General features: G+C 66.2%; 21 protein-coding genes and 1 pseudogene. 4 read left to right on the top strand and 18 right to left on the bottom strand.

From position 1 onward, the window contains the following. Positions 1 to 101: 101 nt before the first annotated feature. The 6 genes and pseudogenes from PSU4_RS19865 to PSU4_RS19840 all read right to left on the bottom strand — a co-directional run bounded on the left by PSU4_RS19865 (position 102) and on the right by PSU4_RS19840 (position 5,198). On the bottom strand, positions 102 to 1,520 hold the full coding sequence (locus PSU4_RS19865) for an ABC transporter substrate-binding protein (protein WP_222596334.1): 1,419 nt from the start codon (positions 1,518 to 1,520) through the stop codon (positions 102 to 104). Between the two features lie 723 nt (positions 1,521 to 2,243). Next, positions 2,244 to 2,717: a helix-turn-helix transcriptional regulator gene (locus PSU4_RS33065; protein WP_373866081.1), complete on the bottom strand. Its 474-nt coding sequence runs from the start codon at positions 2,715 to 2,717 to the stop codon at positions 2,244 to 2,246. A gap of 109 nt (positions 2,718 to 2,826) precedes the next feature. After that, positions 2,827 to 2,979: pseudogene (locus PSU4_RS33060) on the bottom strand (AraC family transcriptional regulator N-terminal domain-containing protein); the annotation flags it as partial. 390 nt (positions 2,980 to 3,369) lie between these two features. Continuing rightward, positions 3,370 to 3,708, bottom strand: a complete 339-nt coding sequence (locus PSU4_RS19850; RefSeq protein ID WP_147110475.1) for an ArsR/SmtB family transcription factor — start codon at positions 3,706 to 3,708, stop codon at positions 3,370 to 3,372. Positions 3,709 to 3,838: 130 nt separating this feature from the next. Further along, entirely contained in the window at positions 3,839 to 4,693 is an 855-nt protein-coding gene (locus PSU4_RS19845) for a pyridoxamine 5'-phosphate oxidase family protein (protein WP_147110472.1), read from the bottom strand. 19 nt (positions 4,694 to 4,712) lie between these two features. After that, positions 4,713 to 5,198, bottom strand: a complete 486-nt coding sequence (locus PSU4_RS19840) for a VOC family protein (RefSeq protein WP_147110469.1) — start codon at positions 5,196 to 5,198, stop codon at positions 4,713 to 4,715. Positions 5,199 to 5,297: 99 nt separating this feature from the next. Between PSU4_RS19840 and PSU4_RS19835 the strand changes: the two genes are divergently transcribed. Beyond that, positions 5,298 to 5,897 (top strand): CGNR zinc finger domain-containing protein, encoded by a 600-nt coding sequence (locus PSU4_RS19835; RefSeq protein ID WP_147110466.1) that lies wholly within the window; start codon positions 5,298 to 5,300, stop codon positions 5,895 to 5,897. Between the two features lie 34 nt (positions 5,898 to 5,931). Here the strand turns inward: PSU4_RS19835 and PSU4_RS19830 are convergent, their stop codons facing one another. The 12 genes from PSU4_RS19830 to PSU4_RS19775 all read right to left on the bottom strand — a co-directional run bounded on the left by PSU4_RS19830 (position 5,932) and on the right by PSU4_RS19775 (position 16,782). Then, positions 5,932 to 6,765 carry an energy-coupling factor ABC transporter ATP-binding protein gene (locus tag PSU4_RS19830; RefSeq protein WP_147110464.1) on the bottom strand — a complete coding sequence of 278 codons (834 nt, stop codon included), beginning with the start codon at positions 6,763 to 6,765 and terminating at the stop codon, positions 5,932 to 5,934. Next, a complete protein-coding gene (gene cbiQ / locus PSU4_RS19825) occupies positions 6,762 to 7,508 on the bottom strand; it encodes a cobalt ECF transporter T component CbiQ (RefSeq protein WP_147110461.1) in 747 nt (248 codons plus the stop codon). The genes PSU4_RS19830 and cbiQ overlap by 4 nt, the downstream gene beginning before the upstream one ends. Next, entirely contained in the window at positions 7,508 to 7,819 is a 312-nt protein-coding gene (locus PSU4_RS19820) for an energy-coupling factor ABC transporter substrate-binding protein (protein WP_147110458.1), read from the bottom strand. The genes cbiQ and PSU4_RS19820 overlap by 1 nt, the downstream gene beginning before the upstream one ends. Beyond that, a complete protein-coding gene (locus PSU4_RS19815; RefSeq protein WP_147110455.1) occupies positions 7,816 to 8,508 on the bottom strand; it encodes an energy-coupling factor ABC transporter permease in 693 nt (230 codons plus the stop codon). The genes PSU4_RS19820 and PSU4_RS19815 overlap by 4 nt, the downstream gene beginning before the upstream one ends. A 203-nt stretch (positions 8,509 to 8,711) precedes the next feature. After that, positions 8,712 to 9,425: a hypothetical protein gene (locus PSU4_RS19810; RefSeq protein ID WP_147110452.1), complete on the bottom strand. Its 714-nt coding sequence runs from the start codon at positions 9,423 to 9,425 to the stop codon at positions 8,712 to 8,714. Positions 9,426 to 10,133: 708 nt separating this feature from the next. Next, complete coding sequence (locus PSU4_RS19805; RefSeq protein ID WP_147110450.1) at positions 10,134 to 10,559, bottom strand: histone-like nucleoid-structuring protein Lsr2; 426 nt, start codon at positions 10,557 to 10,559, stop codon at positions 10,134 to 10,136. A gap of 119 nt (positions 10,560 to 10,678) precedes the next feature. Further along, complete coding sequence (locus PSU4_RS19800; protein ID WP_246115228.1) at positions 10,679 to 11,482, bottom strand: MOSC domain-containing protein; 804 nt, start codon at positions 11,480 to 11,482, stop codon at positions 10,679 to 10,681. Between the two features lie 88 nt (positions 11,483 to 11,570). Next, positions 11,571 to 11,972 carry a sigma factor-like helix-turn-helix DNA-binding protein gene (locus tag PSU4_RS19795; protein WP_186817070.1) on the bottom strand — a complete coding sequence of 134 codons (402 nt, stop codon included), beginning with the start codon at positions 11,970 to 11,972 and terminating at the stop codon, positions 11,571 to 11,573. A 248-nt stretch (positions 11,973 to 12,220) separates the two neighbouring features. Next, entirely contained in the window at positions 12,221 to 13,921 is a 1,701-nt protein-coding gene (locus PSU4_RS19790; protein ID WP_147110444.1) for a tubulin-like doman-containing protein, read from the bottom strand. A 15-nt stretch (positions 13,922 to 13,936) separates the two neighbouring features. After that, the gene (locus tag PSU4_RS19785) at positions 13,937 to 14,236 is read right to left on the bottom strand and encodes a hypothetical protein (RefSeq protein ID WP_147110443.1); all 300 of its coding nucleotides are present in this window, start codon (positions 14,234 to 14,236) and stop codon (positions 13,937 to 13,939) included. Between the two features lie 21 nt (positions 14,237 to 14,257). Continuing rightward, positions 14,258 to 15,706, bottom strand: a complete 1,449-nt coding sequence (locus PSU4_RS19780; protein ID WP_246115227.1) for a tubulin-like doman-containing protein — start codon at positions 15,704 to 15,706, stop codon at positions 14,258 to 14,260. Positions 15,707 to 16,263: 557 nt separating this feature from the next. Beyond that, positions 16,264 to 16,782 (bottom strand): hypothetical protein, encoded by a 519-nt coding sequence (locus tag PSU4_RS19775; protein WP_147110439.1) that lies wholly within the window; start codon positions 16,780 to 16,782, stop codon positions 16,264 to 16,266. Positions 16,783 to 17,139: 357 nt separating this feature from the next. On the opposite strand from PSU4_RS19775, the gene PSU4_RS19770 reads away from it, so the two are divergent. The 3 genes from PSU4_RS19770 to PSU4_RS19760 all read left to right on the top strand — a co-directional run bounded on the left by PSU4_RS19770 (position 17,140) and on the right by PSU4_RS19760 (position 20,083). Next, complete coding sequence (locus PSU4_RS19770) at positions 17,140 to 17,562, top strand: MarR family winged helix-turn-helix transcriptional regulator (protein WP_186817069.1); 423 nt, start codon at positions 17,140 to 17,142, stop codon at positions 17,560 to 17,562. 420 nt (positions 17,563 to 17,982) lie between these two features. After that, positions 17,983 to 19,020: an aliphatic amidase gene (locus PSU4_RS19765; RefSeq protein ID WP_147110435.1), complete on the top strand. Its 1,038-nt coding sequence runs from the start codon at positions 17,983 to 17,985 to the stop codon at positions 19,018 to 19,020. Between the two features lies 1 nt (position 19,021). Then, positions 19,022 to 20,083 (top strand): AAA family ATPase, encoded by a 1,062-nt coding sequence (locus PSU4_RS19760; protein ID WP_147110434.1) that lies wholly within the window; start codon positions 19,022 to 19,024, stop codon positions 20,081 to 20,083. The last annotated feature ends 174 nt before the right edge of the window (positions 20,084 to 20,257 follow it).

Genomic DNA, 20,257 nt, shown 5'->3' with positions numbered 1-20,257 from the left:
TATGTAGCGGGTCACCGCGACTGCCCCGTCATCTCGGCTGCCCAGTCGCCGGAGGCCTGCCCCGTCATCGGATCGTCCCGAAAGTCTGCGCAGTCATCGGGTCACGCCGATAGCCAGGCGCTGCGGTAGTTCGCCCAGTCGTCGGACCCGAGGGTGAAGCGCGGCACGCCCTGCACGGTGGACCGGACGGCGGCGGGCTGCTTGACGAAGTTGTGCACGATCAGCCCGCCCTCGTCGTAGAGCTCCTTCTGCAGGTCGGCATAGAGCCCGGCCCGCGTCTGCCGGTCGAGCGTCCCACGCGCCTGGTAGAAGCGGGCGTCCCACGCCGGGCGCCGCCAGCCGGAGTTGCCCGGGGCGTCGGAGGTCATGGTCTGGCCGTAGTAGTAGTCGAGGCTGTAGTTCCACCAGTTGTTGTGCGTCAACGGCTTCTGCCCCGACACCTGCGCGGCGTAGTTCGCGGCAGGCACCGTCTCCAGGTTGACGGTAATGCCCGCCGCCTTGGCCTGCTGCGCGAACAACGTCGCCGAGTCGAGCTGGCCGGGGGACGAGTCGGCCGTGGTCAGGGTGACGACGAGGTTCTCGTGCCCGGCCTGGCGCAGCAGGTCGCGGGCGCGCTGCGGGTCGTAGGTCCGCTGCGGCAGGTCTGCCGCGTAGAAGGGGGCACCGAGGCCGTAGAGGTCGTTGCCCAGCTCGGCGAACCCGAGGTAGACGGTGTCCGCCATGGCCTGCCTGTCGACCGCCAGCCGCATCGCCTGCCGGACACGGACATCGTCGAACGGGGCGACGTCGGCGCGCATCTGCAGCGCGGCCATCGTGCCGAACTCGGCGTCGACCAGGGAGACGCCGGGCTCGGTCCGCAGCGTCGAGGCGCGCACGGCCGGCACCTGGTCGATCATGTCGACCTCGCCGGACAGGAACGCGTTGACCCGCGCCTCGGGCTCGGCGATCTGGACGATCTCGACCTCGTCGAGGTACGGCAGCCCCGCCTCCCAGTAGCGCGGGTTGCGCACCAGCAGCGACCGGTCGCCGGGCGACCAGCTCTTCAGCATGTACGGGCCGGTCCCCACCGGCAGGGTCGTCGCGTCGAAGACGTCGGACCCGTCCTTGACGACGTAGACGTACCAGCCTGCGAGGACCGAGCCCAGGTCGGCGAGCGGCTGCTTCAGGCCGACGACGACGGTGCGGTCGTCCTCGGCGCGGGTGCGGGCGAGGTCGACCATCGACAGGTCGGCCGACGACGGCTTGGCCGGGTCGAGCATCCGCCGGATGCTGTAGAGGACGTCGCGCGAGGTGAGCGGGGTGCCGTCGCTGAACAGCACGCCGGCGCGCAGCCGCACCCGCCACTCGGTGCCGTCGGCGTCGGGCTCCAGCGCCTCCGCCAGCCGGTAGCGCAGCGTCAGGTCGTTGTTGTAGGAGACGAGACGGTCCCAGACGTTCTTGCCCAGCGCCCCGCTTGCCGCCGATCCCGCGACGTGAGGATCGAGCTTGTCGGCCGACGGCGACTGGCCCGCCAGCGCCACGCGCAGCCTGCCGCCGGCTCGAGGCGGCCCGGATACAGACGTCTCGATGCCCGACGGTGACCCGCCGCAGGCTGCAAGGATGCCCAAACCTGCTGCTCCGACGGATCCGAGCAAGAACGCTCGTCGCGACACAACCGACCGTCGCACCTCTCGACCACCCCTCCACACCCGGCAAAGTCTGACTTGAACAGTCCGTCAGGTAAAGACTCACAGTCCATACCGGCCTCCGACACAGAACTCGCTCCGCCCGGTCGCGCAACAGTCGTCGCATCCGTGCGCTTCACTGTCGAACTGTCTACGTATTCAGCTTTTCACATCGGAAGCGATTCGCCTAGCCCTGCCTTGCAGATGACGGTCACAACGACCGTCCTGCGATCCATCGCGGCGCTCAGGTCGCCCCCCTTGGCGCGCGGTCGAAGCCGGCGAGCGGTCGAAGCCGGCGAGCGGACTCGACCCCCGGTGGGATAACGCTCACGCCACCGGGACCTTAGACCGCCACTAGTAGTTCAGAACCGAAGTATTGCGATCGGCGACTATTCGTGTAGGTTGAGGTTGCTGGGCCGACCGACCTTCGGGCCACGCGAAAGGGGATGCGAGGTGCGCAAGCCGCCGGGCGTGCACCGCGCGTTGCCGGGTACGGGACGGACATGACGTGTCCACCCAGTGGCATGGCCGTGGACACGGCTGTCCGTCCCGTACTCCCACTAACACCACGAGGTCCGACTATTCAGGTCTCTCAACGAGTTCAACCACGTGCATCGAAGGCCGTGCGCTCATCATGTGAAGTCGCTCCGCGGCGTTCATGCCGACGGCGCCGTCGGATCCAACGGCCCCCGACCCACGCCCCCGGCAGCGATGGCGCAACGCTGGCTGCCGCCCAGGCCACACACCACGTACGTCACGCTCCACGGAGCGCGCGTCACGCTTCCGGCTGTTCGCGAACGGTGAACGCCTCGTTAAGGCCCGAGGCGTCATGCCGTAGCGGTCGCGAAACTCGCTGGTGAAATGTGACAAGGTCCGGTACCCCACCGCTTGTGAGACGCGGGCAGCATCCGAGTCTGTCTCGATGAGCATGGCACGAGCACGACTGAGACGCATGTTCCTGAAAAACAGGCATGGCGGCTTGCCCGTCACATCCTGGAAAAGGTCCGCGAGCGCCGATGGGTGCATGAGAACATGCTCGGCGAGATCGTCCACACTCAGTAGCTGACCGATGTGCTCTTGGACGTAGGCGATCACCGCACTGACAGGATTGCTGGCGCTCTCGCTCGGCGGCGCTCTCGATCAGTCGAACACGCTGCTCTGCCACCAAAGTGCGATAGATGATCTCCCTCAGGTAGAGCGGAGCCAGGACGCGCCGATCAGTCCCGGTCGACAACGCGCGAAGAAGACGAAGGACCGGGTCCATCATGTCCCGATCCAGCGTAGCGGCGAAACTGCGCAGAGCGCCGCGCCGCAATGGCCCAGCTATGAAGGGGTGATCTGTCGCTCAACAAACATGTCGGAAAATATTTGCTCGACGAGGTCGTGCTCGTGCTCGAGTTCGAGGGATGATCCCGACCGAGAGCCAGAAAAGTCAGTGGCCGCAACATCGCGCGGCCTCGTCGACAATCACACGACAGCGACCCTGCATGATGATCCACAACCGCAGTTCGCGAGCCGCCGCCATATCCGAGTCGCGGGAGCATCGAGCCGGCAGATGGTCAGGCCGTCGGTCATCCCCTGCTCTCGGGCTCGGACCCTGAGCTCGGCGATCAAGTCGCCCGACGTGATGTGGGCTCGGCGGCATCCAGACGGTTAGTCAATTCCGGCCCTCATTGCAGCGGCCGCGGCCGACCCGGCGTCACGGTCAGCTCTGGCGGCCAGCGACCTGCTGGATGAATTGCGACTGGTTCAGCGCTTCTGCAAGAAGAGCGCGAACGCGCGGGCTCTCCGCGGTGTAGTAGATGTACGAACCGACTCGCCTGCTCTCGACCAAGCCGGCCAGCCGCAACTTGCCCAGATGTTGACTCACAGCCGCAGGTGCAGCGCCGACTACACCGGCAAGACACGCAACCGACGTCTCGCACTGCAGTAAAGCCCACAGGATCTTGATCCGAGTCGGATCCGCGAGAAGGCGCATTGACGCCACTGCTCGACGGACATCGTCCTCGGACGGCATCACGAAGTCTCGGACGCTGTCGTGCACGTGCGGAGTCTAGCGACACCAGACCAGTTGCGCCGCCAGATGTGACAGACACCCGACATGTCGACGTCTCCACACGGACCACCGCGATCACCTACGCTCGGACGTATTCTGAGGTCCGGCCTATCCCGTCCTAGAAACGACGGGAATGCACTATTGCGGCCGGAACAACCCGAACCCTGCGGCCCGTCTCCTCGTCATTTTCGAGGTGCGACGTCACCTCCCATTCGACCGCACCGTGACCCGAGATCTGTAAGCTCGCCTGCTGCTGAAAATCCACGAACAACAGAGACGTGGATGGATGCGTGACGATGTTGCCGATGCTGTTGAACAGATTGTTGCCGACGTAGTCGGGCCACCACAGCTCATTGCCGGTCCACCGCACGAAGCCTGGGGCACCTCCCCGGTGTGACGTGTCGGCCCCGCGCGCCGGATGCGCCGTGCCCAGGATGAAGGTGTGGGCTGCGGCGATCAAAGCGAGATGTTCGGGTGCGAGCCGGCGATGCCGCGAGTGGTCGCGGGCATCATTGCGGGAACCGCTCCACTGATGCGATCGGGGCACGATGTGACGAGGACAGTTCCCGAACGCCTGCTCTACCGCGATATCAATCCCGCCGGCGTCCGCATTGCTGATGACGCCGTTGATCCGCAGCCGACGCCGCCTCGCGAAGTCGACGAACAGCACGCCCAGAGCCTGACCATCGCGCAGGCTCTGTAGCGGGTCACCGTCGGCGGCGCCGCCGGCCAGCAGCAGGCCAGGCCCGGAGCCTGTGCAGAAGCCCCGCGGACCGGAGATCGGCGAGGTCCACAGCAGGCCACCCTGGTCTTCTCCTGTGATGAATGCCAACTCCTGATCAGCGAGAAATCGGCTCATGCCCTCGGTGATGTGTTGCGTGGTGAGCATGCCGGCGAGGCGGTCTGCCTCGGCGGTGACTCCGGCACGGTGTTGCGCCAGCCGTTCCCCGCCGTGAAAACCCTTGTCAGGCACGGACTGCACCCTGGCTCAGTCAGTCGGCGGACGGCGGGAAGAAGCCACACGACGGGGCGGCTTCGGTGACGGCACGATCGGTCGGAACACCGGCGGGTGCGCACACCTCGAGACGAACGCCGTCGGGATCGACGAAGAAGAAGCCCCCGGAGTCGAAGTCGCTGCTGTGCGGCACGATCTCGCCACCGTGGAGCATCTCGACCCCTAGATTCTGCACTCGGTCGCGAACGGCCTCGACCTCGGTCACCGACTCGACGTGGAACGCAAGATGGTGCAGACCGGGAGTGCCCGTCGAGAACGTCCCGCTGCTCTGCTCCCACAGTGTGATCGCGAGACGGTCGAGGAAGACGTCGGACCTCACATCCGGGTTGCCGAGGAAGGCGAAGCGGCGACCGTCCTCGGTTGACTCACCCAGCACCTCGAGACCGAACAGCTCGACGTAGAACCGCCGAGACCGATCGAGATCAGTGACGTTGATGCCGACGTGGCCGGTGCGAAGTGCCATGATGCCCTCCATTTGCGATGTACTAGGCTAACCGTCTTGAGGCACTATTGCAGGTTAGCTGTTGTCCGACAAGACGTTGCGGACCGCGTGAGGAGGACCATGCACTCGTTCGTGTTCCTGGCAGGTGACGTTGCTCTTGACTTCGTGAACACGGTGATGGTTCAGGAGCGAACGCTCGTCGACACGGTGTCGCAGCCCGCTGAGCTCGCGGCGTGGGTCGCAGAATCCAGTCTGGGCGCGGACTACGGTGTGCCCACCAGTGTCTCCCGGGCGGTGCACTCGCGGGCCGTCGAGCTTCGAGTGACGCTGAAAGCGGGCTTTGCGGCCTTGGCCTCCGGCGAGCCGATGTCCGACGATGCGCTCGCTCATCTGAACGCCGTCCTCGCCGACGATCCCGGGACGGAGCTCGTTCGTGACGACGCCGGCGCTCTCCGGCGTCGGCCGCGGATCGACTTGGGCAGGGACGCTAGCGCTCTGCCGTGGATTCTCGCGGATGCCGCGGCCCGGGTACTGGTCGATGGCCGGGCACAGCAGCTGCGGCGCTGCGCCAACCATGACACCTGCGTTCTGATGTTCCTTGACTCGTCCCGCAGCCGGAACCGACGCTGGTGCAGCATGGAGCTGTGCGGAAACCGCAACAAGGTAGCCGCTCACAGCGCCCGGGCACGGCAGAGTGTCGGCGATCCCCGCACGTCCTGAGCGACGGACGGCACCATCGACACGGGCGAGCGCATCACACCGGAAGGGCCGTCCGCGCCAGAAAGGCGTAAAGCTCTGCAGCGGTGCGTGGTCTGGCGTCCTGGCCCGCCTGGGCAAGCAGCCGTGCGACCGCTGGAGCCCACGCCGGCCCCAGCCGAGCCGACTCGAGCAGCGCCGCGTCGCTCAGCGCCTCCTCGGCCGAAGCAACATGAACCTTGCCTCGAGCGACGACCGCGACGTCGTCCGCCCACCGGTACGCGAGATCGACGTCGTGGGTCGACAATACCAGCGTCGTCCCGGCGGCGTGGAGATCGCCGAGGGTCAGCAGAAGTTCCTCGACGCCGGCCGGATCGAGGCCCGCAGTGGGCTCGTCCAGGACGAGCAGTCGAGGTCGCATGGCGATGGCCCCGGCGATCGCGGTCCGCTTCTTCTGGCCGAAGGAGAGCAGATGGGTGGGGCGATCGGCCAGATCGGCTATGCAGAGTGCCTTCAATGCCGCCTCCACCCGGGCGGCCACCTCGTTGCTCGGCAGCCCGAGGTTGACCGGCCCGAACGAGACGTCCTGGTAGACGCTGGCGGCGAACAGCTGGTCGTCTGGATCCTGGAGGACCAGCTGCACCTGGGTCCGAAGCGCGGTCAGCCCCTGGCGGTTGCGGCGTATCGGTTCCCCGTCGAGCAAGACCTGCCCGTCGGCCGGCGCCAAGGCCCCGACCAGGAGACGGAACAACGTCGTCTTACCGCCGCCGTTCGGACCGAGCACGGCCAGGCGATGCCCGACGCACAAGTCGAGATCCGCTCCATCGAGGACCGGGCGACCCTCCTCGTAGCTGAAACACACGCCGCGAGCAGCCAAGACTGGAACGCTCACACCATTACCACCCTCGCCATTAGTGTCACGGTCACGATCGCCGCCAACAGCCCGACCGTGGCCGCGATGAACCGCCGGGACACCGCCTGGTACTCCACCTGCACCGTCAAAGAACCGCTGTAACCCCGCAACGCGAGTCCTTCTTCGAGGCGACGAGCCCGGTCGAAGGCTCGCACGAAGATCGCCCCGCCTTGTCCTGCAACCGCCCGATAGGTCGTGGCCCACGTACGGAAACCGAGCCTGCCCGCCTGGGCCTCCCGCACCGCCCGCGCCGAGTCGAGCAACAGGAACACCATCCGGTAGATCAACGAGGCGACCTCGGTGATCGCGGGCGGGACCCCGATACGGGTCAACCGTGGCAGGCTGTCCGCGAGCGGGGTAGTAGTGGCGAACAACAGCAGACACAGCAGCGCGGCCATGGCACGTCCGGCCAGTTCGGCGGCTCGCGGTATTCCGCTCGGCTCCCAAGCCAACCATGGACTGCCGCCCACAGCCACGAGCAGGGGGACGGAACCCGTCAAAACGAATCCGAGGGGTACTCGAACTGCCTGCCACACCTGCCGCAGGGTCACGCCGGCCGGGCCCAACAGCAACACCATTGCCGTGGAACCGGTCAGGAGTGCACCAGGCCAGGGTGGCAGGGCGACGGCCGCGCCCAACAGACCCAGCGCCAGCAACGCCTTCTCGCCCGGATGACGGGGACGCCACCGGTTGCTGTAGGCGATCGCATCGAGAGCGAGCATCAGTCGATCGCGTCGCTAGGCGCGTTGACGGCGCCTGCGAGTTTGCGCCTGGTGCGCGCGACCCCGAAGTAGTAGCCGATCACGCCGGCCCCGATCGCGGCCTGCGCGGCGAACAGCCCCGACGCGACCTCCTCCGACGGTTCGAACAACGAGGAGGCCCAGGGCTGATAGTCCGGATGGTCCGCCGCGATGCGCTCGGCGGCGATCCCGTCCGCCCCGCCGTAGTCGCCGCTGATGAACAGCAACGGAAACGCCGCAAGAGCCACCACGGCCACTACGAGCAGCCAGTTCACGATGGTCGACCGCTTCACGCCACACTCTCCTTCACGACCGGGTTGGCGGACTTGATCAGGCCGAGGCGGGTGAGCTCGGCGGGGCTGACTCGCGACAGCAGGCGCACGATCAGCACGGTGAGCAGACCCTCACTGATCGCCAGAGGAATCTGTGTGATGGCAAAGATCGAGCCGAATTTCGCGACCGCGCCCACGACCCCTGAGACCGGGTCGGGGAAAGCCAACGCCAGCTGAACACTGGTTACGCAGTAGGTGGCGAGATCACCGAGCGCGGCTGCCAGAAATACCGCGGGTATCAGGCCGCCGCCGAGCTGACGTGTCAGGACGAAGACTCCGTACGCGACCCAGGGCCCGGCGATCGCCATGGAGAAGACGTTGGCGCCCAGGGTCGTCAGCCCGCCATGTGCAAGCAGAGTCGCCTGGAAGAACAGTACGATCGTTCCGAGCAAGGCCATCACAGGTGGTCGGAACAGCACTGCTCCGAACCCAGTGCCGGTCGGGTGCGAACACGACCCCGTGACCGACGGCAGCTTCAATGCCGACAACACGAAGCAGAACGCTCCTGCCGCGCCCAGCAGCAACTTCGACTCTGGGTTGTCTCTGATCTGTTTGACGACTGCACGTGCGCCCCACACCACAAACGGTGCAGAGGCTGCGCCCCACGCGACGGCATGAAGCGGAGGAAGGTAACCCTCGGCGATGTGCATATTGAGCCTCCATGCTCGTGGAACCAGAGCTCAGAAACGATTCTCGATTTTTACTGCTTGAACATCTGACAAAGTAGACATATGACTGGACCTGGGTCTGCGCTATGACGTTCTTGAGAGGCGGGCCGCCGCCTGGACTCTTCCGGTCGCCGGCACCGGAGAACCCGCTGTCGGGTCATGGCTCCGGTGCCGGCGCGTTCTGCCTACTCGCAGTCCAGCAAGCGACTTAGTTGACGTTGGAGTTCGTCGAGCCGCGCATTGACGACCGCGAGCTCAGCGTCCAGTAAGGGGTCTCGTCCGGGCAGGTTGCCCTCGGCAACGACCCGGTCGTCGGTGAAGAACAGGCCGGACTGCGAGCAGAAGTGTCGCAGCGGCTGACGGTCGACCGCGGCGACCACGCCGTCCTGGCCCGTCAGCTGGGCGAACGTCGGCAACGGGAGGACCGGCTTACCCGCGGCACACGAGGCGCAACACGGCGAAAGCTGCCGCCAACCCATGACTCCGTCGCCGGAGTCGGTGAAGACCTCCGCGGCCCGTCCGCACTCGCACCGTCCTGTCCACACCTTCCGCACCCGCTGATGCTCGAAGCGCAGACCCTGTTCGTAGCGGCGGTAGCGGCCCGAGACCGCCACCTCCAGCAGTACTGTGCCGCGATTCTCCGGCGCGCAGGTCAGATCTCGCGCCGCGTTGAGCGTGTGGAGGCAGTAGAACCCGCATTTGCAGACCGCGTTCGGAACAGCGTGCCTGGCGTCATTGATGCAGATCGCTGTGTCTGACGCGAGATAGACATGTTTGCGGCCAGCTCCGACCCCAGTGAAAGCGGTTCGCTCTCCCCCTGCCGAGATCATGGGAGTTGCGATCTTGTATCCGGTCAGCGGGGTGCTGGAAAGTTCATGGGTCCCGCGACCATTGATCATGGTGCAATGGCAGGCAGCGGTGAGGCTGGCATCGCGGGCGAATGCGCTCCCTCGTAGTCGCGTGACGACGAGTCAACTGACGGCTCGGGCACGAGGCGGCTGAGCACTTCCTCAGCTGTCTCGGTCGCCGCATCATCAGAGGCGAAGCCATTGGCGAGGCGTCTTCCAAGGTTCATCGATGTCTCCTGAGCCAAGATGTGGGTCGCTCGTAACGTTCGGAGAACTTCCGGTTGTCCCGCGCACGCAGCCGGAGTGGTGAGCGCGAGCCGCGGCTCCCGCCCCCTGCCCCACGCGGACGAGGTGATCTAGATCATCACCTCTCCTACCATGTTAGTTCCGACATGAAGTAATTGACAAGAACCTATTCACTTACGAAGCAATGTTGCAGTGGGGTGGCGGGTGTCCGCCTGGCCCGGGGCGGCCGGGCCAAGCCGGGCGTTCGCACCTACCAACCTCCTGCTGGAGTGCGTGATCGTGTGGAGTGGGTGATCGTGAGCCCTCGAGGCCGTCGTCAGCTGGCTGTCGACGTCCGGTCTCGGAACCCCGTTGGCGGACGACGTTCCTGTGGACGGACGGCACAAAGAACCTCACCCGAGGGGACCGGAGCGCGAAAAGGCGCCGACATACCCTGAGCCGTCTTGATGCAGCCGAACCTGAGGGACATGCCTCGGGGGGCCTGCAGACATCGCTTGAGGGAGACGCCCGTGCTCAGGCGTTCGGCTCCATCGGGCGCGTACGACTTCGCCGGGCTTCGGAACCGCTGTCGTGCGACCGGCTATGTAGCGAGCGGGGCGTCGGCTCAGCAGGGCCCTGGCGATTGGCGTAGGCGACGTGCACGCTGGTCGGGACTCGTCCGCGATCGGCGACCTCCATGCCGTTGAGACGGGCCCACTCGCGCATCTCTGCGGCCTCTCGGCGGCTATGTACGGTGCCTGCCCCGGGCCGTGGTCTGGTATCTCGCCGAACGCGCCGAGCTGATGCGATGTACGGGGCGAGCTTGCGGCGAAGCTCGGCGGCGTGCGCGGCATTCAGATCGATCTCGAACGCTCGGCCGTCAAGTCCGAGTTCTACGGTCTCGACCGCCTCGGAACCATCCAGATCGTCCACCAGCCGAACCGCGCGGATCGTCACCATAGGACAGTTCTGTCATATGCCCGGACATTTGACCAGGACGCCGGCCCGGCGAGCTGTGGAGCGAGGTTCGAGCCCACGGGCCGATCCCCGCTTCGGCATGGGGTGGTCAAGGCGCCCTGTCAGTGCAGGGTGACCTCGTCGCCGACGTGGATCGTGCCGCCCTGCTCCACCTCGGCGTAGCAGCCCGCGCACGGCAGGACGCCGAACCCGGGCACGTCGACGCGGTTGCGGACAAGCACCGTCCGCACCGCTCGCGGTGACCGGGGCAGGTCGCCGTGTTCGAGGGTGGGCACCGAGCAGCGCGGCGTCGGCACCGAGACCCGCAGTACGATCTCGTCGCCGATGCGCAGCTCGCGACCCAGCCACTGGTTCTCGACGAACGGCGGAGTCCCGTCCGGTGTCTGCAGCACGAGGTTGGGACGGTACCGGAGGGGCTCGACACCAACCTCGGCCAGCGTCGCACTGGTGATCAGGTGCAAGGGCGCGTAGTCGACGAACGTCGTCCCGGGCGTGCCCATTCCGATCTCCAGCGTGGCCGCCGGGACGGCGGCGTCGACACCCTCGGCGAGCACGTCCTCGGGGTCGGGACGCTCGACGGTCGCACCGTCGGGCCGGTCGGTGGCCACGCGCACGGCCCGGCCCAGCTCGGCGGACAACCGCCCGTCGACGTCCGGGGACGCGGCGTTGAGCTTCCACCCCGCCGGGGAGGTGATCACGACCGTGTCGACGTCCATCGTTGCGGAGTACTTGAGCAGGTTCCGCCACAAACGCGGGTGCTTCGCGGTGGCAACGAGCCCGGACTCTTCATCGATCACCGCGACGACGCGGTCCGCGCGCAGACCCTCAGCGTCGACCCGGCCCTCCATGATCGGCTCCCCCAGCATCGATTTCACCGGGTACCGCCACATTGCGGTGACTTGCACGAACGCCTCCGTCAGTTGAAGTGTGCGAGAGTCCATTCGCGACCCCACCTGCCGTCCCTGCGGAATGCGAGGAGACCAGCGAGCCGACCTACTCGGTCTGGGACGCTGCCGACGTCTCGTCTCCGAGTTCCTCGTCGGCGATCGCACGCATCCGCCCGAGCGCTGTGTCAATCAGGCGGCGAGCCTCCTGGTCTGTCAGCCCAAGCCGGCCAGCGATCTCAGGCACCTCTAGTCCCTGCACGCACGTCAGGACGAACGCATCGCGATCCGGAGCCGGGATCGACCGAAGGCTGCGCAGGATCCTGTCCCACTCCGCGATCTGGTCTCGTCGGCCGGCCTTGGCCTCGGCGATACGAGCCTCTGCGAGATGCCCGATTCTTGCCGAGTACGGAAGCCCGAAGAACCTGAACACGCCAGGTTTCCTGAGCATCCCAGCCACGACCTGGGCGCCGACGCGGTCGGCGAGAAGGCGATCCCCGAGCCGGTGCATACAGGAAAAGCTGACCGATTCGTAGGTAGATCGAACTCGATCGAGCCAGTCGTCGTAGGAGTCGGAGGGGAAACCGTCTGATAGTGCAGGTGGAAGGGGATGTGTCATGAGTAGTCCGCCCCCGTTCGTGGCGCAGCGCTCACAGGAAGCGCCGAGTGGATCGGAAGTCGCGTGAGCAGGCAGTCTGGAAAAAGCACCCCCGCGTCCTGCTGGGGGACGCGAGGGTGCTTTCTCGGGTGGTGGACGCGTTACGGCGTCGGAACCACCGTGGTGACCGCCGCCGCGATGTTGGCGGTCTGGATCTCCACGCCGGTCGAGGGGAGGCTGGCCTCGCCCCGGATGTCGTCATAGCTGATCATCGGGGGGATGCCGCCCTCGCCGAGCGCCATGCCGGCGTAGTCGCCGAACTCCTGGTTCCGCTCGTTGAGCGCGATTCCGAGCTCGAGCAGGAAGGAGTGCTGAAGGATGCGCTCCTGCTCCGGAAGAGCGTCGTACGCGTCACGGCCGGTGTGGAACGCCGTCAGGTCGGGCCGGGCAACCCCGGGGACGACGACGTTGGTGTACACGGTGAGCTCATCGAAGAACTCGCCCTGGCTCGTCGTGAGGGTGCCGTCCTCACCGGGCAGCAAGAACTGCTTCAGGGTGTCCTGGAGCTTGTTCTCCATCGTGTCGTTCCAGCGAGACCGTGCCGAGAACGTGTGGGCTTCGATGTAGTCGGTCTTGAAGCCCTCACGCACGCCCAGATACTGCGGAATGAACCCGATCCAGGTCGAGATCATGTCACGCCACTTGCTCATCGGCTCGCCGGGCAGCACCTGAACGCCCGGGTGAGTCAGCTTGGCGACGTCGAACAGCGTCCAGTTCCGTGCACCAGGGCTGACCCGCTCGTGCGGGGCGCCGGTGTAGCCGGACGGGCGCAGCACCCGGAACAGCTCACGGCCGTAGTCGTGCAGCACGTAGCGGCAGAACGAGTCGTCGACGAACTTGTTCGTCACGTGCAACGCCTGCTGGTGCCGAACCTCCGGCAGCACACCCTTCTTGATGGTCGTGTAACGGTGCAGCCGCTCCCACGCGTGCTCCTGCGGGAGGGCGAGGAAACCGCCGTTGAAGGGGTTCTTGTAGAGATCGCCCCAGACCGAGGTGATCGCGTTGTTCTTGGTCTCGTCGAGCATGCAGTCAAGGTCGTTGAGCGTGGCGTAGACGCTCGCACCGCGCTGGTACTCCGGGTCTCCGGAGCACGGCAGCAGGCCGACACCGACGACCGGAACCCGGCGCCCGAGCCTGACGTTGGTCAGGTGGCGTGCCAGGTCGACGACCATGCCACTACCGGTGCCGCCACCGATGCCGAAGAAGACGAGAACGATCGACGGCAGACGGGTCTGGTCGATGCTGCGGGCGAAGTCGTCGAGCTCGTTGGCGAGCGTGCGGTCGGCGCCGTAGTAGGCGCTGCCGTAGATGGCCTTCGCCACTGCCCGGGGAAAGTGCTCTTCCTCGCCGGGCACCTCGAGCTGGCCGACGTAGTGCTTGTCGGCCTTCGGCATCGTCGTCGACGAGGTCAGCCAGGGCTGGAACGCCGGCCGGTAGTCGAAGCGCGGGAACTCCTTGCCCAGCCACTCGGGATAATCCGACAGCGAGCGGTAGAGTTCGTCGGCACTCGGGACCGACAGGTTCACCGTGCGGATCTGAGCCCGGTCGGTCGGAATCTCGCGGTCGCGGAGTCGGTCGATGAAGGAGTCACCGTACTGGCGCATCTGCGCCATGTCGGCGTCGCCGATGTCGATCGACAGCGCGGTGAAGCGGGCTCGGGGGTCGTCAAGCATGTCCTCGAGCTCACCGGTGCGCAGAAGAGCATCGATCATCTGCGCGCCGGTCTTGCCGATACCGACGGCGTGGATGCAGTGCGGAGCCTGCTTCCCGGTCGCGCTGTGATAAAGAGAGAGACCACTCATGTCTAGCCTTCGCTCCTAGTCTAGATAACCCAAGTCTTTGAGAACAGTCGCAGCCGTTGTCGGACGTTCGTCCGCGATGACGGTGCGGTACTGATCGATGAAATCTGCGGCGCTCCTGGTCATCTCACCCTTCTCGACCAGGTCGATCGCGCGTTCGAGATTTCCTCGACTAAGCGATGCCTTCCAGAGACGGTGGCTGACGTAGATCTTCTCCTCGTCCGCACCACTCACCGACAGCGTCGCGGTGCCGGGAAGAGAGGCAACCTCGGCGCCGTCGCGGTAACGCTCCAGGACGTACGACCAGTCCAAAGGCATCGCTGTTCACTCCTCAGTTGATCAGGCGAGCGGCACGTTCTCGAGCTCTTCGCCACGGATGGCGGCGTGCGGGACGACAACCCAGCAAGCGCACCCGAGCAAGCATTCCCCGCCCATCGACTCGAAGCGAGTCGACGGCTCACAGAGCAGCACACCCAGATCGAGGATCCAGGAGTGAGCCATGAGCTTCTGCTCCCAGTCGAAGGTGTCGTAGGCGTCGCGAGTCGGAGCGAACCACCGGAGGTCGAGCTTGCTGACCTTGGGAACAAAGGCGCTCGCGCCCGCGGGGCTCGCGTCCGCGTAGGTCACCACCGCCGCGTCGACCCTCGTCTTGGGCAGTTCGACAGCAGCCGTGTCACCGGCCGCCGACTTTCCGTACCACCGCACCTCCGCGAACGGCGGCTCGACACCGTCGACCAGCTCGCGGTCGCTGATGGCCGGCGCGTTGTCCGCGTCGTCGACAGCGAGCAGGTTGAGCCAACGGTCGCTCTGCTCGCCGCGGATAGCGGGGTGCCAGCTGCTGGCGTCGACATTCAGCCAGTTCAGAGCCTTGATCGACTCGTAGACGTGCTTACCGCCGTCGCGGACCAGGAAGGCAGCCAGGCCGGCGTCGACCGCCTTGTGCGTCGCCTCGAGGTCGCCGGTGCGCTCGTAGACCGCGTTCTGCGGGATGGCGAAGAAGCCCGCGGTGAACGGGTTCTTGTACAGGTCGCCCCAGACCGTCATGACGCCCTGGTTCTTCTCGGCGTCGACCATGCAGTCCAGCTCGTTGATCGCCGGGAACAGCCGGCCGTCGAAGACCTCGTCGGGGTCGCCGTCGCACGGCAGCACGCCCATTCCGAGCACCCAGGGGCGCCGGCCGAGCTTGATGTTCGACAGGTGGCGGGCCAGGTCGACGACGATGCCGCTACCCGTGCCGCCGGCCAGGCTGAACACAACACAGACGATCGGCGTGGCCTGGCTGTCCTGGATGCCGGCGACGAAGGCGTCGAGCTCCTGGGTGACCTCGTGCCCCTGGTAGTACTCAACCCCGTAGATGGCCTTGGACAGCGCGCGGTCGAAGTGCCCGTCCGCCGCGGGGATCTCCAGGTCGTTCGGCAGCCACGGCTCGTAGTTCGGGTTCCAGTAGTAGCGCGGGAACTCCGCCTTGAGGTACTCCCGGTACCGACGCAGCCCACTGAAGAGGGTCTCCGAGTCCAGAGCGGGCAGGGCCACCGTGCGGACCTGGCCACTGGACGACTTGGCGGCGTCACGCACCCCGGCCAGGTCGCCATCGCCGATGTCGATCGCGAGGGCGCTGAACCCGCCGTCGGACAGGGAGGAGTCGGCGGCGGCGCGCACGAAGCTTTCCACCACGTTGGCGCCGGTCTTCCCGAGCCCGAGGACATGGATCGAGAACGGGCCCTCGTGGTCTCCCGCCTCGTGAGTCCGACGCTGTACCAGGTCCTCGATGCGGGACAGGTCAGTCACCGGAGCGTGGTCGTGCCCGTGGCCGTGGCCGTTGGCACCTGTCATGTCGATCTCCCATTCCTCATGTTGACGCGATCGCGACGGAACCTTCTGCGGAGGTGTGACCATGAATCCCCCACACCGCGCGACTGCCGTAGTGCTTGTCAGTGCGGCCGGCGCCTGACCTGCGCCCGCTCGGCTCCCCCAGCCCCGTCGGTTGAGGTGAAGCCAGGATCCTCTCGGTGCGGCCGGGTCATCAACCCCGGCGGGCCGCGGGATGGTGCGGCACCCTGGTTCCGGCCTCCCCTTCCGTCTCGGGAAGCGCGGTCCGCACGCCCGCTGTGACGAGCTGTGCTGTGATGCAACCTACTCGAACAGTGCTCAATATCAATACATCACAACGGAAATTTCTCTGGATGTAGCGCTTCCGTCCAGGGCGGAGGACCGTGTCGGGTCGCCGGAACATGCTGTCCGACGTCAGCCGCCGGCACGTCCGGCCTGCCCCAGAACAGCGAACCTCCGCGACGGATGAGGCAACCCGGTCTGTCGCACCACGCTCTACAAGGGGCGTGGCCGGGCTACCGAGCAGGCTCAGACGCCGCGGCAAACCAGTCCTTCGTACATCGAAACCTGTCGAGCCCGACCGTCACAACCTCGTCAGGCACCTCGTCGACCAGGGCGCCGAGACGTCGCAGTGCCTCCGCCACCGGAGTCGCGTCACCGAGGGGGCCGGTTCGAAGCGGAGCGCTGTGCTCCGGCCCGTAGGCGAGCACGCCTTCGACCCAGACTGCGGCCGCTTCCCAGCCGGAGTAGGCGGTGTATTCGATCTCGAAGTAGCCGATCGGCCCGCGGTACGATGCGTGGATCAGTGCGGCGTAGACGCCGGGCGTCATCCACCTAAAGCCGAGTCTCGGCATCATCTTCGCGCGCGACCCCGCCACCGCCCCGCAACTGCCTGCTGGGAGCGGGATCATCGCGAGGTCCTGCTCGAGGGGGGCCACCCGGCTCGCGGGCCGGCACAGCGGGACCGCCCGCATGACGTCCACGCATCCCACCAGCGCACGCAGCTCGACCAGTACGCCGCAGTCGTTGATCATCTGAACGAACCCCGCAGGCATTGAACTAGCGTTGTGCGTGCACCGCTCGTGTCTGGGCTACCGCGCCCCAACTTCTCCAGCATCCGGTGAGGCGCGCCCCGGTACCGCGGCAGCAGCTCTAGGCGACGCGCCCATGAAGAGTTGCTTCCCTTAGATAGTATGTCAACCGAAAGTGTTCTAATGTGATGAGTGCCGGGCAAGCAGCGGACTCCGGCGATGAGACGGAACGGCCCACTGGCGGGCGAGGCTCGGGTGCAGCACATGGAGCCTCGCCCAGGCATCCCCTCGGCGGGGGCCGACACCGTGAAGGCGACGGCGCGTCCGGGGCCATGCCCGGCCGCCGGAAGGAGGGCTGAAGTGCTATCGCTGATTCGGGTTCTCGGCAGCTTGGAGCGGCAGCTCACGCAGCACCTCGAGTCCGTTCTGGCCACCGAAGGCCTCAATATCGACCAATGGCGGGTACTGGAGCTGCTCGCCGACGGGGTCGGGCTACCCATGTCGCGGATCGCTCACCATCTATTGGTTCCGGGTGCAACGCTGACCAAGATCGTCGACCGCCTCACCGACGCATCGCTGGTGTATCGGCGCGTAGACCAAGCCGACCGCCGACGGGTTCTGGTGCTTCTCGGCGATCGCGGCCAGCTCGTCTATCACAGGCTCAGCCCCATGGCTCGGAGAGTGGAGCGAGAGTTCCTCGTCGAGATCGGCGTCGACCCAAAAATGATGTACCAGATTCTGGGCCAGGTCGCGAAGGCGAGACTGCTACAGCCCAGGGCATAGGCGATCCGCCTGATCTGGCTTCGAGATCGACGGCAGGACGGCGATCATCTCGGAGGGAACCTCCTTGATCCCGGCACTCGCCTCCCGTCTGGCTCGGCCCGGTCCGGCGTGAGGCCGGCTGCGGTAGCCCGCTCCGCGGGACCTTCGCGATGCGCGGCGGTGCGTCTCCTTGCCGGCTCGCCTGACGGATTCGCCCTCCGTCCTCGCTCTCAGTGATGGCAGCTCGAACATCTCCGTGGGTGTCGGCCCCTTGACAGCGCGTCCCTGTGGCGCCCAGGAGGCAGTCATGCCTGCAGCAGGCCGCGCGCTGGAATCGTCGGGGAGCCGGAGGTCTTGACGACCACTCCGTCAACTCGTAGGTTCCGATTCGAATATTTCATGACGGTACTGTCTATAACGACAGCAAGTGCAGGAGGAACCGTGCGTCACGGTGACATCTCGTCCAGCCCCGATACGGTCGGAGTCGCGGTCGTCAACTACAAGATGCCGCGGTTGCACACCAAGGCCGACGTCCTCGAGAATGCCCGGGCAATCGCCGACATGGTGATCGGCATGAAGTCGGGCCTGCCGGGCATGGACCTCGTGGTGTTCCCGGAGTACTCGACGATGGGGATCATGTACGACCCTGAGGAGATGTACGAGACGGCTGCCATCATCCCGGGTGAGGAGACCGAGATCTTCTCCGACGCCTGCCGGCGAGCCAACACGTGGGGAGTCTTCTCCATCACCGGAGAGCGACACGAGGACCACCCGCACAAGCCCCCCTACAACACCCTGGTTCTCATCAACTCCAACGGCGATATCGTGCAGAAGTACCGCAAGGTTCTGCCGTGGACACCCATCGAGGGCTGGTATCCGGGCGATACCACCTACGTGACCGAGGGCCCGAAAGGCCTCAAGATCTCGCTGATCATCTGCGACGACGGCAACTACCCGGAGATCTGGCGGGACTGCGCCATGAAGGGTGCGGAACTTGTCGTTCGTCCGCAGGGCTACATGTATCCGGCCAAGGATCAGCAGGTCCTGATGGCGAAGGCCATGGCCTGGGCGAACAACTGCTACGTGGCCGTGGCGAACGCAGCTGGGTTCGACGGGGTCTACTCATACTTCGGCCACTCGGCCATCATCGGGTTCGACGGCCGCAGCCTGGGCGAATGTGGTGAGGAAGAGAACGGGATTCAGTACGCGCAGCTGTCGGTCAGCGCGATCCGTGACGCCCGGACCAACGACCAGTCTCAGAACCATCTCTTCAAGCTGCTCCACCGTGGCTACACCGGGGTCCACGCAGCCGGCGACGGCGACAAGGGTGTTGCGACCTGTCCCTTCGACTTCTACAAGCTGTGGGTCACCGACGCGCAGAAGGCCCAGGAGGCGGTCGAGGCGATCACGCGCGACACCATCGGGGTGGCCTCGGCGCCGGTCTACGATCTGCCTTACGACAAGACCAACGAGGCCTAGGTTGCCGTTCCTCAGCGATCGCTTCCACGACCAGCAGCAAGGGGGCACCCCCGCACTGAACGGGCTGAACAGGACCGGCACGTTCGATGCAGCGGCGATCGCGGAGCGCATCGGCCGACGGGTGCTGGGTCAGGACGACATCGTCGAGGAGATTCGGCAGGCTCTCGTCGTCGTACAGGCAGGCTTCCACGACCGGGAACGCCCGCTGTCGACATTGTTACTGGTCGGGCCCACTGGCGTCGGGAAGACCGAGATCGTCCGCCGGCTCGCAGCTGAGTTGCGGTCGGGTCCCGACGACTTCTGCCGAGTCGACATGGGGCAGCTGGCCCAGGAGCACTATGCCGCGGCCCTGTCCGGAGCCCCTCCCGGCTACTCCGGGAGCCGGGAGGGTAGCAGCGTGTTCGATCGCCCGGCGATCGAGGGCAGCCCGTTCATCCCGGGCATCGTGCTCTTCGACGAGGTCGAGAAGGCGCACCCCGTCGTTCTCCGGGCGCTGCTCGGGCTGCTCGACCGGGGCATGCTGGCGCTGTCCAATGGCGAGCAGAGGATCTCGTTCCGGAACGCGTTCGTATTCCTGACGTCGAACCTCGGCTCGGCCGACATCGCTCGCCGGCGCGGGTCACGGCGTCAACGCGTTCTCGACGCCATCCCCGGTACCGGTGGCCTGCGTCGCAGCCAGGATCACGCCACGATCGACGCGGCGCTTCGCGACTTCTTCGATCCGGAATTTCTCAATCGGATCGACCGGGTGCTCCGGTTCAACGAGATCTCCCGGCATGTCGCGCATGACGTCGTTCAACTCCACCTGAACGAGGCCCGAGAGCTCCTCCGCAGGCGCGGCGTGGAGATGGAGTGCCGCCCGGGCGCCCTCGAGGCGCTTGTCGATGTCGGATTCGATCCCGTGCACGGCGCACGCAGCCTGCAGCGAGCACTTCGACGGCACGTGCTTGCCCCGACGGCTGAACTCCTGGTTGCGGCCAGGGCCGACGCGACCGAACAGCTACGTGTCCGCCTGGAGCCGGAGGCGGCGGGACGGTCCGGGGTGCGAGTGCGCTCCGTCTGAGGCCAGACCCGCCGGTCAGAGGCACCGAAGGAGCCGATCGGGTGGTGGCTCGCGGCCCCGTTGCCACGGGTCACCACCCGAGCCGTTCGTCTCCACACGACAATTCGACACCATCGCGTCCCCGAGTCGCGATCGTGTTCTCAGGGAGGTTGGTTTCGCGTGCGACTCGTTCTA

It is taken from the genome of Pseudonocardia sulfidoxydans NBRC 16205 (genome assembly GCF_007989085.1).
Taxonomy (GTDB): domain Bacteria; phylum Actinomycetota; class Actinomycetes; order Mycobacteriales; family Pseudonocardiaceae; genus Pseudonocardia; species Pseudonocardia sulfidoxydans.
The sequence above is the reverse complement of the archived record's forward strand: the minus strand, read 5'-3'. Positions and strand labels throughout refer to the sequence as shown.